This window comes from Streptomyces sp. NPDC006197 (assembly GCF_040613865.1).
Taxonomy (GTDB): domain Bacteria; phylum Actinomycetota; class Actinomycetes; order Streptomycetales; family Streptomycetaceae; genus Streptomyces.
The window spans coordinates 1-14,629 of record NZ_JBEXSZ010000185.1; the positions used below are offsets into that span (position 1 = coordinate 1).

Genomic DNA, 14,629 nt, shown 5'->3' on the forward strand with positions numbered 1-14,629 from the left:
GAGGTGCTCGGCCTGAGCGAGGGGCTGCGCGGCGAGGTCGCGACAAGGGCGCCGTTCCGTTGTGCCCACCCGTTCCGCCCCAGCGGAACGATTGCCCACAACGGGGGGGGTGGGCGCCGCCCCGGCGGAACAGTTGCCCACAACGGGGGCGCGAGGGGTGGGCACTGCCCCGGCGGAAGCGACTGCCCACAACGGGGTGAGGTGGGCGGCGACACCGACACGGTGGCCGCTGTGACGGGCACCCTCGCGGGCGCGGTGTACGGCCCCGATGCCATTCCCGCCCGCTGGACCACCCTCCTCCACGTCCCGCTCCCCGGTTTCGGCGGCCGGGTCCTGCGCGCCGAGAACCTACGGGACCTGGCCAGAGCCCTCGCCACGGAGCGCTGTCCCCACCGGGCCCGGCCCGCCGGCCTCAGTTCCGGGCGTGGACCGTGGCCAGGACGTCGCGGTCCGGCTGGAGGGTGAGGCTCGGGACCGGGAGGATCTCGTCCGCCGCGACGTCCAGGTGGTAGCGGCGTGCCAGGACCGCGAGGACGAGGACCGCTTCGACGAGGGCGAAGCGGGTGCCGAGGCAGACGCGGGGGCCGCCGCCGAAGGGGAACCAGGCGTACTCGGGTATCTCCTCGGCGGGTTCGCCGTCCCGGTCGATCCACCGCTCGGGGCGGAAGGCCTCGGCGTCGCCGTACCAGCGGGGGTCGCGGTGGGTCGCCCACTGGCTGGACCAGACGCGGGTGCCGACGGGCACGGGCATGCCGCCGAGGGTGGCGCCCTCCTTGGCCAGGCCGGTGATCAGCCAGATCGTGGGGTACAACCGGAGGGTCTCCTTGATGACCGCCTGGGTGTACGGCAGGGAGGCGTAGTCGTCATGGCCGGGCTCGTGGTCGGCGAGGACCCGGTCGAGTTCCTCCGTGAGGGCCTCGCGGACCCGGGGGTTGCGGGAGAGCAGGTACCAGGCCCAGACGAGGGTGGAACTCGTGGTCTCGTGACCGCCGATGTAGAGGGTGACGGTCTCGTCCCGGATCTCCTGGTCGGAGAGGGACGCACCGGTCTCGTCCCGGGCGGCGAGCAGGCGGCTGAGCAGATCGGGGCGCTCGGTCCCGCCGTCGCGGTGCTGGGACACGACGCGGGAGACCTCCGCGTCGATGACGGCGGTGGCGCGCTTGATCCGGGCGCGTCCAGGGGTGGGGACCCAGTCGGGCAGGACCGCTCCGATGCCGCTGAACTCGGCCCCGATCTCCTTCTGCGCGATGTCCATGGCCCGGCCGATGGCTTCGGCGTCGGCTGCCGTGTCGACGCCGAAGATGGTGCGGACGGCGACGAGTTGGGTGAGGGCGGCCATCTCCTTCTTGACGTCGACCCGCTGTCCGTCGCTCCACCGGTCGGCGAGGGCGACGGCGCACTCGCTCATCGTCGCCGCGTAGGAACGGACCTGCTTGGGGCGGACGGAGGGCTGCACCAGGGACCGCTTGCGCCGCCAGTCCGCGCCCTTGGAGACGATGACGCCGTTGCCGAGGAGCGTCCGGAAGGCGATGCCGAGGTCGGGCTGGTCGAAGGTGCGCTCGACCTCGGTGAGGAGCTCGCCGACCGCGTCGGGATGCGCGACGAAGAGCGAGGGCTTGCCGCCGAAGCGCCAGCGGACGAAGTCGCCACGGCTCCGGAGCTCCTCGAAAAAGGCGAGCGGGTTCTTGCCGAAGGCGGGCAGGTTCCCGAGGAAGGGCATACCCGGCGGCCCCTCGACCACAACCGGAGCGGCTGCCGAAGCCGCACCCCCTGCCTCCCCCTCCTCCGTCGACCGTCCCTCGTCCCGTGTCCCGGCATGCGGATGACCGGCTCGCGTGGTCATGTGCGTCCCCTCCCCAACTGACCTTTCCTGCTTGCGAGTCCATGCAAGCGGAAGGGCCCTGCACGCGCCACCCCTGTGGACGGCCGCCTGTGGACAACGCCGGCCGGGCGTCCGGGAACGGGCGAGTGCCCGTGGCGCGATCGCCACGGGCACTCGCCCCGAAGGGAGGGAAGGGGGACCGTCAGCCCACCGAGCTGTAGGCGACGACCCCGCGCAGCAGCGCGTCCACGGCCTTGCGGGCGTTCTTGGCGACCGTGCTGTTCTCCTTGGGCGCCGCCGCGGCGATCTGCCCGAGGACGTCGATCACCTGCTTGCACCAGCGGACGAAGTCGCCCGCGGGCATCTCCGCCTCGCGGAGCACCTCGTCGAGGCTCTTGTCGGAGGCCCACTGGTAGGCGGCCCAGGCGAAGCCGAGGTCGGGCTCGCGCTGTCCGACCCCCTCCGCCTGGTTGATCCTGAACTCCTCTTCGAGGGCGTCCAGCCGGCCCCAGATCCGGACCATCTCGCCGAGCGCCGCCTTCGCGTTGCCCGTGGGCAGCTTGGGCGCGACGGCGTCGTCGGCCTGCCGCGCCTCGAACACCAGCGCCGAGACGCAGGCGGCGAGTTCGGCCGGGCTGAGGCCCTCCCAGACGCGGTCGCGGAGGCATTCGCTCGCCAGCAGGTCGAGCTCGCCGTAGAGCCGGGCGAGCCGCTTGCCGTTGTCCGTGACCTCGTCGCCGCGCAGGTAGTCGAGCTCGGTGAGGAGCGCGACGATCCGGTCGAAGGTGCGGGCGATGGTGTTGGTGCGCCCCTCGATGCGCCGCTCCAGCTGCTGGGTGTCGCGCTGGAGGCGGTGGTAGCGCTCGGCCCAGCGGGCGTGGTCCTCGCGCTCGTCGCAGCCGTGGCAGGGGTGCGCGCGGATGGCGGTGCGCAGCCGGGCGATCTCGCGGTCGTCGGCAGCGGCGGAGCGCTGCCGGTGGTGGCGCTCGGGGTTGATGTGCCCGGCCTTGCTCCGCAGGGCGGAGGCGAGGTCGCGGCGGGACTGCGGGGAGCGCGGGTTGAAGGACTTGGGGATCCTCATGCGCTCCAGCGCCTCGACCGGGACCGGGAAGTCGATGGAGGCGAGCCTCTTGACCTGCCGCTCGGCGGTGAGGACGAGGGGGCGCGGCCCGTCGTGGTGCTCGAAGCCGCGGTGGCCGTTGGTGCGGCCGGCCGGGATGCCGGGGTCGAGGACGAGGGCGAGGCCGGCGAACTTGCCGGTGGGGACGTGGATGACGTCGCCGGGCTTGAGCTTCTCCAGGGAGCTGGCGGCCTGGGCCCGGCGCTGGGCGGCGCCCTGCCGGGCCAGCTCGGTCTCGCGGTCCTTGAGGTCACGGCGGAGCCGCGCGTACTCCTCGAAGTCCCCGAGGTGGCAGGTCATGCCCTCGCGGTAGCCCTGGAGCCCCTCCTCGTTCCGCTGGACCTGGCGCGAGATGCCCACGACGGAGCGGTCGGCCTGGAACTGGGCGAAGGACGTCTCGAGCAGCTCGCGCGAACGGTGCCGGCCGAACTGGTCGACGAGGTTGACCGCCATGTTGTACGAGGGCTTGAAGCTGGAGCGCAGGGGGTACGTGCGCGTGCCCGCGAGTCCGGCGAGGTGGTCGGGGTCGAGTCCGCGCTGCCAGAGCACGACGGCATGGCCCTCGACGTCGATGCCGCGACGGCCGGCGCGGCCGGTGAGCTGGGTGTACTCGCCGGGGGTGATGTCCGCGTGCTGCTCGCCGTTCCACTTGACGAGCTTCTCGAGGACGACGGAACGCGCGGGCATGTTGATGCCGAGGGCGAGGGTCTCGGTGGCGAAGACCGCCTTGACGAGGCCGCGGACGAAGAGCTCCTCGACGACCTCCTTGAAGGTCGGGAGCATGCCGGCGTGGTGGGCGGCGATGCCCCGCTCCAGGGCTTCGAGCCACTCGTAGTACCCGAGGACGTGCAGGTCCTCGCCGGGGATGGCGGCCGTGCGCGCCTCGACGATCTCGCGGACGCGCTGCCGCCCCTCGTCGTCGTTGAGCCTCAGGCCGGCGTAGAGGCACTGCTGGACGGCGGCCTCGCAGCCGGCGCGGCTGAAGATGAAGGTGATCGCGGGCAGGAGGCCCTCGGCGTCGAGGCGCTCGATGACCTCGGGCCGGCCGGGCGTCCAGATCCGGGAGCGCTGGCGGCGCTCGCGCTCGCGGTCGGCCTCGCGGACCATCTTGCCGCGCCGCCGGTCGCGCGGGTTGTACGTGCGCGTGTTCTCGGTGCGGGCGAGGCGGAGGAGGTCGGGGTTGACCTCGCGCCGGGACGCGCCGCGGCCGCCGTGGTCGGTCTCCTCCTCGAAGAGGTCGTACATCCGGCGTCCGGCGAGGACGTGCTGCCAGAGGGGGACGGGTCGGCTCTCCGAGACGATGACCTCGGTGTCGCCGCGGACGGTGTCGAGCCAGTCGCCGAACTCCTCGGCGTTGGACACGGTCGCGGAGAGCGAGACGAGGGTGACGGACTCGGGGAGGTGGATGATCACTTCCTCCCAGACGGCGCCGCGGAAGCGGTCGGAGAGGTAGTGGACCTCGTCCATCACGACGTATCCGAGGCCGGAGAGGGCCTGGGACCCCGCGTAGAGCATGTTGCGGAGGACTTCGGTGGTCATGACGACGATCGGGGCGTCGCCGTTCACGCTGTTGTCGCCGGTGAGCAGGCCGACCTTGTCGGGGCCGTACCGCTTGACGAGGTCGGCGTACTTCTGGTTCGACAGCGCCTTGATGGGGGTCGTGTAGAAGCACTTGCGGCCCTGGGTGAGGGCGAGGTGGACGGCGAACTCGCCCACGATGGTCTTGCCGGAGCCCGTGGGCGCGGCGACGAGCACGCCCTTTCCCGCTTCGAGAGCCTGGCAGGCCTCGATCTGGAAGGGGTCCAGATCGAAGTCGTACAGCTCGCGGAAGGGCGCCAGTGCGGTGCGCCGCTCGGCGTTGCGGGCGCGGGCGGCCGCGTACGCCTCGGCTGGTGTGAGGTCCTCTGTCATCTTGTTGTCGAGCCTACCCGCCCCCTGTGACAGTGACGCGATCTTTAACGAGGGGATGCGGAGGACTCGGCTCCGGGGGTGCGGGGGGGGATCGACGAAGAGGGTGGGGTCGCCGGTCATGGGGGTCCCCCGGACGGAGCCCGGGGGACCCTGCGGGATCAGGTGATGTCGTCGTAACCGTTGAGCCGGTGCGCACCCGCGCCGCCGTGCTCCCCGGTGGCCTGCTCGGGCAGGGCGCGGGCCGCGCCCACGGGCTCGACGGCCCCGACGGCCTCGGGGGTGAGGTCGAGCGAGGAGGCCTCGTCGTCGTCGAGCTCGGCGTCCGGGTTGGCGCGCCGGCGCCGGCGGTCGTTGAGGAGGGAGAACCCGACGGCCCCGAAGTACAGGACGGTGATGGGTCCGGCGAGGGCGAGCATGCCCACGGGGTCGGTGGTCGGGGTGATGACGGCGCCGAAGACGAAGACGCCCATGATCACGCCGCGCCACCAGCCGGCCATGCGGCGGCCGGAGAGGACGCCGGTGAGGTTGAGCATCACCAGGACGAGCGGGAGCTCGAAAGCGAGGCCGAAGACGAGCACCATGCGCAGGGTGAAGTCGAGGACGTCGCCGAGCGAGAGGATGTTCGCGGATCCCTCGGGCGTGAGGCTGATGAGGACCTTCACGCTGATGGGGAGGATGAGGTACGCCAGGTAGGCGCCGGCGGCGAACAGCGGCACGGCCGCGCCCACGAACGCGTACGTGTACTTCTTCTCGTTCTTGTGCAGGCCGGGCGCGACGAAGGCCCACAGCTGGTAGAGCCAGACGGGGCTGGCGACGACGAGGCCCGCCGTCAGGGACAGCTGGATCGTCGTGCTGAAGGGGGCCATCAGCGTGTTGAAGGAGACGATCGCGCAGTTGCCGCCGTTACTGGTGACGTCCGGTGCGCAGGTGGGCACCGATCTCGTCAGGAACTGCATGAGGTCCTCGCTGTACACGAGGGCCACGATCGTCACCGCTGCGATGGCGAGGAGACCCTTCGCCAGTCGGTTGCGGAGTTCACGCAGGTGCTCCACGAGGGGCATCCGGCCCTCGGGGTCCTTCTCCTGCTTGCGGGCAGACTTGGGCAACCCACGTCCTCATCTCGTGCGGCAGGCCGCCGCCCGGTGCGGCGGCCGCGGCGGACCGGGTCAGCGCTTGGTGGTGTCCGAGGGCTCGGTCACGGGACGCGCGCTGGTCACGTCGCCGGGAGCGGCCTGGATGGTGCGCGGGGCGGGCTCCTGCGTGCCGGTTCCGGCGTGCGGGGGGTCGGCGGGGGCGCTCTGCTGGTCGTCCGCCTTCATCGCCTTGGCCTCGCTCTTGAGGATGCGGGCCGACTTGCCCAGCGAGCGCGCCATGTCCGGGAGCTTCTTGGCACCGAACAGGAGGATGACGACGACGAGGATGAGAATGATCTCGGTGGGGCCGAGCCTACCCATAGCTGTTTACCTTCTTCACCGAGGCGACAGGGAGTACGTGCCCGGCGGGTCGGACAGGCGTCCGGCCACCGCGCTGCCTGCGATCGTAACCCGCAGGAGTAAACGCAGGGCAATGCCCCTGCGTACTCCCGATTGCGCCCCGCCGACTGCGACCGGGGCCGCTTCCCGCGGCGCGGGGCGCGGATTCAGCGGAGTGTCTCACCGGTTCGGGCGAGGCCGACGGCGGCGGTTTCGAGCTCTTCGGCGGCCTGCTGGATCCGGTCTGTGGTGTGGGCCACTTGACGGCCGAGGCGCTGGACCTCCAGGAACACCTTGACGGCGAGGACGCCGAGGACGGCGATGCCGAGGAAGCCGAGGGCGATGGCGAGCATGGGCCAGAACATGTGCTGAGCCTAGACCTTGGGCGGGCGCGGGGCGTTCAGACGGTGGTGTGGAGGCGCAGGGTGCGGACGCCGCCGCCGGTGAGGAGTTCGACGATGCGCTCGCCCGCGGGCTTGCGGACGGAGCTGCCGCACTCGGGGCAGGTGAAGGAGTAGAAGGTGGTGCGGCGGCTCGCCCCGATGGCGAGGCGCAGGGCGCTCGCGGAGAGTTCGAAGCGCGAGCGGCAGTCGGGGCAGGCGGCCTTGAAGAGGACCGGGGCCATGGACGCCGCAAAACCGTGCATCACGGACATCTCCCTCATCTCTCTCGACTCTGGCATCACGTCAGTAACAGCGTCCCGAGGGCGGGGAACGTCACACGCCCTCGCGGACACCCCTGTGACCGGCGAACTCACACACCCTCGTACGCGGCGAGCGCGGCGGCCGCCGCCGTCCTCGCGCTGTCGGCCAGCTCCGCCGGCGCGACGATCCGCCCGTCGCTGCCGAGCCGCAGCGCCAGCCTGCGCAGCGAGGCCGGGTCCGGCGTCCGCAGCGTGATCCGCAGTCCGCCGTCCGGCAGCTCCTCGGCCCGGTCGTGCGGGTAGTACTCGGCGACCCAGCGCCCGCCGGGCCCCACCTCGACCACGACCTCCGGGTCGTCGGCGGACGGATGCACCAGGCCCTCGGAGAGGTCGCGCAGCTCCAGCTCCGGCGGCGCCGCGTGCTCGTCGAGGATCCGGATCTCCACGACCCGGTCGAGCCGGAAGGTGCGGCGCGCCTCGGAGAGCCGGCACCACGCCTCCATGTAGGTGTGGCCGACGGCGAAGAGCCGGATCGGGTCGACCTCGCGCTCGGTGAGCTCGTCGCGCGCGGGCGAGTAGTACCGCACCCACAGCCGCTTGCGCTCCGAGATCGCCCGGTCGACCTCGGCGAAGACCCCGCCCTCGGACTCGAAGGTCACCGAGAGCCGGGCGCTGGCCCCGGCGGCCTCGCCGGCCGCCGCCTCCAGCTTGGCGGTGGCGCGCAGGAGGGCGTCCCGGTCGCTCTCGCGGAGCCCCGGCAGGGTGGCGACGGCCCGGGCGGCGACGAGCAGCGCGGTGGCCTCGTCGGCGGCGAGCCGCAGCGGCTCCGCGACGTCGTCGGGGTTGTGCCACCAGATCCGGTCGCCGTCGGTGTCGATGTCCAGGAGGTCGCCGCCCCGGAAGCTGGTGCCGCACATGGGCAGCACGTCCAGGTCGGAGATCAGCTCGTCCTCGGTGATCCCGAAGGCGCGCGCCACGTCGGCGACGTGGGCGCCGGGACGCTCGCGGAGATAGGTGACGAGCGAGAGCATCCGCCTCGTCTGGTCGATCGCGTTGGCAGCCATGCGGTACGTCTCCCCCTCAGCCCTTGGCCACGGCGCGCAGCCGCTCCACCACATCGGCCCGCAGATCGGCGGGCTCCAGTACGACCACGTCGGGGCCGAACTCGACGAGCCAGGCGTCGAGCCCGTGCCCGTACGGGATCTCCAGCTCGTCCCAGCCGTCGCCGCCCTCGGTCACGGCCTGGGCGCGGGCCCGCAGCGGGTAGCCGCAGCCGGCGCGGAGCCGGATCCGGGCGGAGCGGGTGGCGGTCTCGCCGGCCCAGCTCTCGACGGTCTCCCGGACGGTCACGACGTCGGGGACGGGCGCGGTGAAGGCGCCGGCGCGGGAGCGGACCCTGCCGGTGATGCGGGAGAGCCGGAAGACGCGCTCGGCGCCGCGGTCGCGGTCCCAGCCGGCCAGGTACCAGTGACCGCGCCAGCACTCCAGGGTCCAGGGCTCGACGTGGCGGGTCTCGGGGCGGGCGGCGTTGGCCTTGCGGTAGTCGAAGACGACGGGCCGGCGGTCGCGGCAGGCCAGCATGAGCGGCTCGAAGGCGGCCTCGTGGACCGGGATGCGCGGTTCGAGGGCGCTGGGCTGGGTCTCGTACGAGTCCTCGGCCTCGGGCATGCCGGCGGCGCGGAGCTTCTGGAGGGCGCCGCTGGCGGCTCCGGCGAGGCGGGCCTGCTGCCACACCTTGGCGGCGAGGCCGAGCGCGGCGGCCTCCTCGGCGTCCAGGGTGATCGGCGGCAGCCGGTTGGAGTCGCGGCGGGCGAGGTAGCCGGTCTCGCCCTCCAGGTTCTCGACGGTCTCGATGACCAGGCCGAGCTCGCGGAGGTCGTCCTTGTCCCGCTCGAACATGCGGTTGAAGGCCTCGTCGCTGCTCGCTTCGAGGTAGGCCTCGATGGAGCCGCGGAGCTCCCGCTTGCTCAGCGGACGGCGCGTCCCGAGCAGACACAGCGCGAGATTCATCAGCCGCTCGGACTTGGCAATCGCCATCGACGCCCCGCACCCTTCCGCCGGTTCCACTTCTCGGACGTCCGACCGTACCGCCCCGGGGTGTCGGGACCAAAGCCGAGGGCCCCCGCCATGGACGGCGGGGGCCCCGGAACGACCTGACCAGGTCGGTGTTACTTCACGGCCACGAGGTCGCAGACGAAGATCAGCGTCTCGCCCGGGGCGATCGCGCTGCCGGCGCCGCGGTCGCCGTAGGCGAGGTGGGCGGGGATGGTCAGCTGGCGGCGGCCGCCGACCTTCATGCCCTGGATGCCCTGGTCCCAGCCGGAGATGACCTGGCCGGCGCCGAGCTTGAACTCGAGCGGCGTGCCGCGGTTCCAGGAGGCGTCGAACTCCTCGCCGGTGGAGAAGGCCACACCCACGTAGTGGACCTTCGCGAAGTGGCCGGCCTTGGCGACCTCGCCGTCGCCCTCCCAGATGTCCCTGATCTCCAGGTCCTTCGGCGGCTCGCCACCCGGGAAGTCGATCTCGGGCTTCTCGATGCTCACTGAACTGCTCCTCAAACCGATGAACTGCGCGATGACGATCCGCGCGAACGGGACAGTCTTACATCTTCGTCAGGATGTCCACCGCGAAGACCAGCGTGGAGTTCTTCGGGATGCCCTGCTGCTCCTTGTCGCCGAACGCCTCCGACGGCGGGGCGACGATCAGGACGCGGCTGCCGACCTTCTTGCCGACGAGACCGTCCTTGAGGCCCTTCAGCGTCAGCTGCGCGAGCGGGAAGTTCTGGGGCTTGCCCGTGGTGTAGGTCGAGTCGAAGACCTTGCCGTCCTTCCACAGGGCGGCGACGTAGTTCACGACGATCGTGTCGGTGGCCTTGACGGCCTCGCCCTTGGACTCGAGCACGTAGTTCGAGACGAGCTTGGTCGGCGGGTCGGCCTTCGGGACCGTCAGCGAGGGGGCCTTGCCGTCGGTGTTCGTGCCGACCTTCGGCAGGTCCTTGTTCTCCTGGGCGACCTCGGTGCCCGTGGCGGACTTCGGGATCGTCACGGACTTCAGGATGTCCACGACGAAGACGAGGGTGGCGTTGGGCTTGATGCTCGGCGGCGAGCCGGCCTCGCCGTAGCCGAGCGCCGGCGGGATGCCGATCTCGATGCGGCTGCCGACCTTCTGGCCCTCCAGGCCCTGGTCCCAGCCCTTGATGACCTTGCCCTCGCCGAGCGTCAGGCTGAACGGCTGGCCGCGGTCGAAGCTGTTGTCGAAGGGGGTGGTGGAGTCCCAGGCCTGGCCCAGGTAGTTCACCTGGATCGCGTCGCCCTTCTTCGTCACCGCGCCCTTGCCCTCGCTGATGACGTTGATCTTCAGTTCCTTGGGCGGGTCGCCCTCGCCCTTGGAGAGGGTCGGCTTCTCCCCGAACTTCTCACCCGCGGTGATGGCGGGCAGTCCGTTCTTCATCGAGGCGGAATCGGAGCCCTTGTCGTCGCTGCCGCAGGCCGCTGTGGAGAGCAGCAGCAGCGGGACGACGAGAAGGCCGGCAAGTCGGCGCACGTGTTCCTCAGATCTCAGACGGCACGGTAGTGGTGCCGACACTCTAGGCGTTCCTCCTGTCACGTCGGGGGCCCCGCACGCCGAACGTGCGGGGCCCCGCGGGTCGATACGACCTGCCTACATTCCGGCGATCAGCTTTTCCACCCGGTCGTCGACGGAGCGGAACGGGTCCTTGCACAACACCGTGCGCTGCGCCTGGTCGTTGAGCTTGAGGTGGACCCAGTCGACGGTGAAGTCCCGCCGCTGCTCCTGCGCGCGGCGGATGAAATCGCCGCGCAACCGGGCCCGAGTGGTCTGCGGGGGCACCGACTTGCCCTCGAAGATCTTCAGGTCGTTGCAGATCCGGGCCGCCTGGCCGTTCTTCTGGAGCAGGTAGTACAGCCCGCGACGACGGTGGATGTCGTGGTAGGCGAGGTCTATCTGCGCGACCCTCGGGTTCGACATGGTCATGTTGTGCTTGGCCCGGTACCGCTCGATGAGCTTGTACTTCATGACCCAGTCGATCTCGGTCTCGATCCGGTCGAGCTGCTCGCTCTCGATCGCGTCGAGCGTACGGCCCCACAGCTCCAGGACCTGGGCGACCGTGCCGGCGCGGATGCCCCGGCGGTCGACGAAGTCCACGGCCTTCTCGTAGTACTCGCGCTGGACCTCCAGGGCGGAGGCCTCGCGGCCGCTGGCGAGGCGGACCTTGCGCTGTCCGGTGATGTCGTGGCTGACCTCGCGGATGGCCCGGATGGGGTTCTCCAGGGTCAGGTCGCGCATCACCGTGCCCGCCTCGATCATGCGGAGCACCAGGTCGGTGGCGCCGACCTTGAGCAGCATGGTCGTCTCGGACATGTTGGAGTCGCCGACGATGACGTGCAGCCGGCGGTAGCGCTCGGCGTCGGCGTGCGGCTCGTCCCGGGTGTTGATGATGGGGCGCGAGCGGGTGGTGGCGGAGCTGACGCCCTCCCAGATGTGCTCGGCGCGCTGGGAGACGCAGTAGACCGCGCCGCGCGGGGTCTGGAGGACCTTTCCCGCGCCGCAGATGAGCTGCCGCGTCACGAGGAAGGGAATGAGGATGTCCGCGAGCCGGGAGAACTCCCCGTGACGGGCGACGAGATAGTTCTCGTGGCAGCCGTAGGAGTTTCCGGCCGAGTCGGTGTTGTTCTTGAAGAGGTAGACGTCGCCCGCGATTCCCTCCTCGTGCAGGCGGCGTTCGGCGTCGACGAGCAGGCCCTCGAGAATGCGCTCGCCCGCCTTGTCGTGGGTGACCAGTTCGGTCACGTTGTCGCATTCCGGTGTGGCGTATTCCGGATGCGAACCCACGTCCAGGTACAGGCGGGCGCCGTTCCGCAGGAAGACATTGCTGCTGCGGCCCCATGACACGACACGGCGGAAGAGGTAGCGCGCCACTTCGTCAGGAGACAGTCGGCGCTGTCCCCTGAACGTGCACGTGACGCCGTACTCGTTCTCCAGCCCGAAAATGCGGCGGTCCATGTCTGAACATTACGCCTGACGGCGTGCGCTGAAACCGGGTTGGACGTCCCCGTTTCGATCATTTTCCGATCAGTGCGTGTTCTTTTCGGCGTGCACGGCGGCGGAAGCCCCCTCTCCGTCGGCGTGTCGTGCGCCGGCACCGGCGCCGCCGGGCGTGTCGGGGACGGCGAGGACACGGCCGGTGGCGAGCAGGACGAGCAGCGCGACGAGGCCGCCCGCGCCGGCCACGGCGAACCCGGCCACCGTTCCGGCCAGTTCGACCGCCGGTCCCGCGACGGCGGAGCCCAGGGCCGCGCCGACGCCGAAGGTGGTGACGAGCCAGGAGAAGGCCTCGGTGACCGTGCCGCGGGGGGCGTGCCGGTCGACCACGATGAAGGCGCAGGCGAGGACGGGGGCGAGGAAGACCCCGGAGAGCACCGAGAGGCCGGTCATGGCGACGGGGCCGGGGACGAGCATGAGCGGCAGGTAGCAGAGCGCCAGGAGGGCCACGAGGACCCGCAGCCGCCGCTCGGGCGCCCCGGTCCACCGCCGGGCGCCGTAGAGGACGCCGCCGGCCAGCGCGCCGAGGCCGAGGGCGGCCATCAGCCAGCCGTACACGGACGGCGTGCCCCGGTCGTCGGCGTAGGCCACGGCGGCGACCGTGATGGAGCCGAGGGCGAGGCCGACGAAGAAGAACGAGCCGAGGAGGGCGAGGAGCCCGGGCGAGCGCAGGGCCCCCAGCCAGTGGGCCTCGCGGGGGGCGGAGCGCCAGGTGCGGGAGGGCTCGGAGAGGACGACGGCGAGGGCGCCGAGGATGCCCAGGACGTTGATGACGAGGAGGGCGGCGGCGGGCGACCGGAGGGCGACCAGGAGCGTCACCAGGAGCGGGCCCACGGTGAACATGACCTCCTGCGCGACGGCGTCCAGGGCGTACGCCCGGTGGACCCGGTCCTCGCGGCCGAGGACGCTCGGCCAGAGGGCGCGCAGGCCGCCTTCGAGGGGCGGGGTGAAGAGCCCGGCGACCACGACGGCGGCGTAGGCGAGGGCCAGGTGGCCGATGCCGGTGAGGGCGAACAGGGCCATGCCGAGCGCCGAGAGGACGGCGGCGGGCAGCTGGACGCGGGGCTGGCCCTTGAGGTCGACGGCGCGGCCGAGGAGCGGCTGCCCGATGGCGTTGGAGAACCCGTAGGCCGCGATCAGCCCGCCGGCCAGGGTGTAGCTGCCGCCCTGGTCCCGGACGAACAGGGTCATGGCGATGGGGCCGGTGCCGTTGGGCAGGCGCCCGACGAGGGTTCCGGCGAGGAGCCGGGCGGCGTGGGGCGCCCGGAGTATGTCGAGATAGCCGCCGTGCGCGGGGGCCTCGGTGGCCATGTCACTCTCCCGTCACCTCGGAACCACACCGAGGTTTTACGTATAACGTCCAGAGTCATACGTACCATGTCGCCGTGACGCGGGTCCACCCCGCGCCCTCCATGACGCGGGCCCGCCCGCGCCCCGCCCCCCGACCACCGTCCCACGCGGAGGCCACCCGTGCAGTCCCCCGAGCCCTCCGGCGGCGCCCGCCCGACCAGTAGGGACGTGGCCCGGGCCGCGGGCGTCTCCCAGGCCACCGTCTCCCTGGTGCTCGGCGAGAAGTGGCGCGGCCGGGTCTCCGAGCGCACCGCCGAGACGGTCCGCCTCGCCGCCCACGGGCTGGGCTACCGGCCCAACCTCGCCGCCCGCAACCTGCGTCTCGGCCGGACCCGCACCGCCATGCTCGTCGTCCCCGCCCTCACGAACGAGTTCTTCGCCCACGTCCACACCGGCGCGGCCCTCGCCGCGGCACGACACGGCTTCGGCGTCGTCCTCTACCCCTCCCCCGACGGCGTCGGCCCCGCCCGCGACCCCTTCGCCTCGGCCCAGGCCGCCCTGGACGGCGTCATCGCCTCCTCCATGGCCGCCGACGCCCTCAAGGCCCTCCGGGGCACCGACCTGCCCCTCGTCATGCTCGACAGCGACCCGTCCGACCCCGGCGCCTCCGCGCACCTCAACCTCGACGTCGCCGACGGCATGCGGCGGGTGACCGACCACCTGCTCGAACTGGGCCACCGCCGCTTCCTGCACCTGGCGTCCGCGGTCCCCTCCTGGACCTTCGACGTCCGCGCGGCCGCCCTCGCCGACGCCCTGCGCGGCACGGAACTGCGCACCGCACGGTCCCCGCTGAACGTCGCCGACGCCCGGGAGGCCGCCCACCGTGCGCTCGGCGCCCCCGGCCCCCGGCCCACCGCGGTGATCTGCGACGACGACATCCTGGCGGTCGGCGTCCTCAAGGTCGCCCGCCGACTGGGACTGCGCGTCCCCGAGGACCTGTCGATCACCGGCTTCGACGACCTGGCCCTCGCCACCGCCGTGGAACCCGAGCTCACCACCGTCCGGCTCCCCGCCGAGGAGTTCGGCCGACGGGGCATGGAGGCGCTCCTCGCCGTCCTCGCGGGCGAACCGGCCCCGCCCGTCACCCTGCCCGTGGCCCTCGTCCGGCGCGGCTCCACCGGCCCCGCACCGGCCGCCTGAGCCCGGAAACGCCGGAGGGGCCCCGGTCCGCCCCGGCCCCGGGCCCCCCGGGCCGAGCCGCCGACAAAACCCGAGGCACCGCCGCCAGATAGGAAGAACGGGGAGTAGTG

Annotated in this window: 13 protein-coding genes and 1 pseudogene; 2 read left to right on the plus strand and 12 right to left on the minus strand. The window is 72.0% G+C overall.

Annotated features, from left to right (window positions below; genetic code table 11):
- Positions 1-198 precede the first annotated feature (198 nt).
- Positions 199-465, plus strand: a pseudogene (locus tag ABZ318_RS35450) (ADP-ribosylglycohydrolase family protein); the annotation flags it as partial.
- Here the strand turns inward: ABZ318_RS35450 and ABZ318_RS35455 are convergent.
- From ABZ318_RS35455 to ABZ318_RS35510, 12 genes are all read right to left on the minus strand, one after another.
- Positions 413-1,720, minus strand: coding sequence for a cytochrome P450 (locus ABZ318_RS35455; RefSeq protein WP_356906544.1), 1,308 nt, complete (start codon positions 1,718-1,720; stop codon positions 413-415). The pseudogene ABZ318_RS35450 and the gene ABZ318_RS35455 sit on opposite strands and share 53 nt — an antisense overlap.
- A gap of 304 nt (positions 1,721-2,024) precedes the next feature.
- Positions 2,025-4,853, minus strand: coding sequence for a DEAD/DEAH box helicase (locus tag ABZ318_RS35460; RefSeq protein ID WP_356906545.1), 2,829 nt, complete (start codon positions 4,851-4,853; stop codon positions 2,025-2,027).
- Between the two features lie 158 nt (positions 4,854-5,011).
- The gene (tatC, locus tag ABZ318_RS35465; protein ID WP_356906553.1) at positions 5,012-5,914 is read right to left on the minus strand and encodes a twin-arginine translocase subunit TatC; all 903 of its coding nucleotides are present in this window, start codon (positions 5,912-5,914) and stop codon (positions 5,012-5,014) included.
- Positions 5,915-6,019: 105 nt separating this feature from the next.
- Positions 6,020-6,307, minus strand: coding sequence for a Sec-independent protein translocase subunit TatA (gene tatA / locus ABZ318_RS35470; protein WP_030691908.1), 288 nt, complete (start codon positions 6,305-6,307; stop codon positions 6,020-6,022).
- A 185-nt stretch (positions 6,308-6,492) separates the two neighbouring features.
- Positions 6,493-6,690 (minus strand): hypothetical protein, encoded by a 198-nt coding sequence (locus tag ABZ318_RS35475; RefSeq protein WP_356906546.1) that lies wholly within the window; start codon positions 6,688-6,690, stop codon positions 6,493-6,495.
- A gap of 35 nt (positions 6,691-6,725) precedes the next feature.
- On the minus strand, positions 6,726-6,989 hold the full coding sequence (locus ABZ318_RS35480; RefSeq protein ID WP_123450571.1) for a hypothetical protein: 264 nt from the start codon (positions 6,987-6,989) through the stop codon (positions 6,726-6,728).
- 89 nt (positions 6,990-7,078) lie between these two features.
- A complete protein-coding gene (locus ABZ318_RS35485; RefSeq protein ID WP_356906547.1) occupies positions 7,079-8,032 on the minus strand; it encodes a WYL domain-containing protein in 954 nt (317 codons plus the stop codon).
- A gap of 16 nt (positions 8,033-8,048) precedes the next feature.
- Positions 8,049-9,005 (minus strand): WYL domain-containing protein, encoded by a 957-nt coding sequence (locus ABZ318_RS35490; RefSeq protein WP_356906548.1) that lies wholly within the window; start codon positions 9,003-9,005, stop codon positions 8,049-8,051.
- Between the two features lie 131 nt (positions 9,006-9,136).
- On the minus strand, positions 9,137-9,511 hold the full coding sequence (locus ABZ318_RS35495) for an FKBP-type peptidyl-prolyl cis-trans isomerase (protein WP_356906549.1): 375 nt from the start codon (positions 9,509-9,511) through the stop codon (positions 9,137-9,139).
- 58 nt (positions 9,512-9,569) lie between these two features.
- Complete coding sequence (locus tag ABZ318_RS35500; protein ID WP_356906550.1) at positions 9,570-10,511, minus strand: FKBP-type peptidyl-prolyl cis-trans isomerase; 942 nt, start codon at positions 10,509-10,511, stop codon at positions 9,570-9,572.
- A gap of 117 nt (positions 10,512-10,628) precedes the next feature.
- Entirely contained in the window at positions 10,629-11,990 is a 1,362-nt protein-coding gene (gene pafA / locus ABZ318_RS35505) for a Pup--protein ligase (protein ID WP_030691901.1), read from the minus strand.
- A 69-nt stretch (positions 11,991-12,059) separates the two neighbouring features.
- Positions 12,060-13,340 carry an MFS transporter gene (locus tag ABZ318_RS35510; protein WP_356906551.1) on the minus strand — a complete coding sequence of 427 codons (1,281 nt, stop codon included), beginning with the start codon at positions 13,338-13,340 and terminating at the stop codon, positions 12,060-12,062.
- A gap of 159 nt (positions 13,341-13,499) precedes the next feature.
- On the opposite strand from ABZ318_RS35510, the gene ABZ318_RS35515 reads away from it, so the two are divergent.
- The gene (locus tag ABZ318_RS35515) at positions 13,500-14,519 is read left to right on the plus strand and encodes a LacI family DNA-binding transcriptional regulator (RefSeq protein ID WP_356906552.1); all 1,020 of its coding nucleotides are present in this window, start codon (positions 13,500-13,502) and stop codon (positions 14,517-14,519) included.
- The last annotated feature ends 110 nt before the right edge of the window (positions 14,520-14,629 follow it).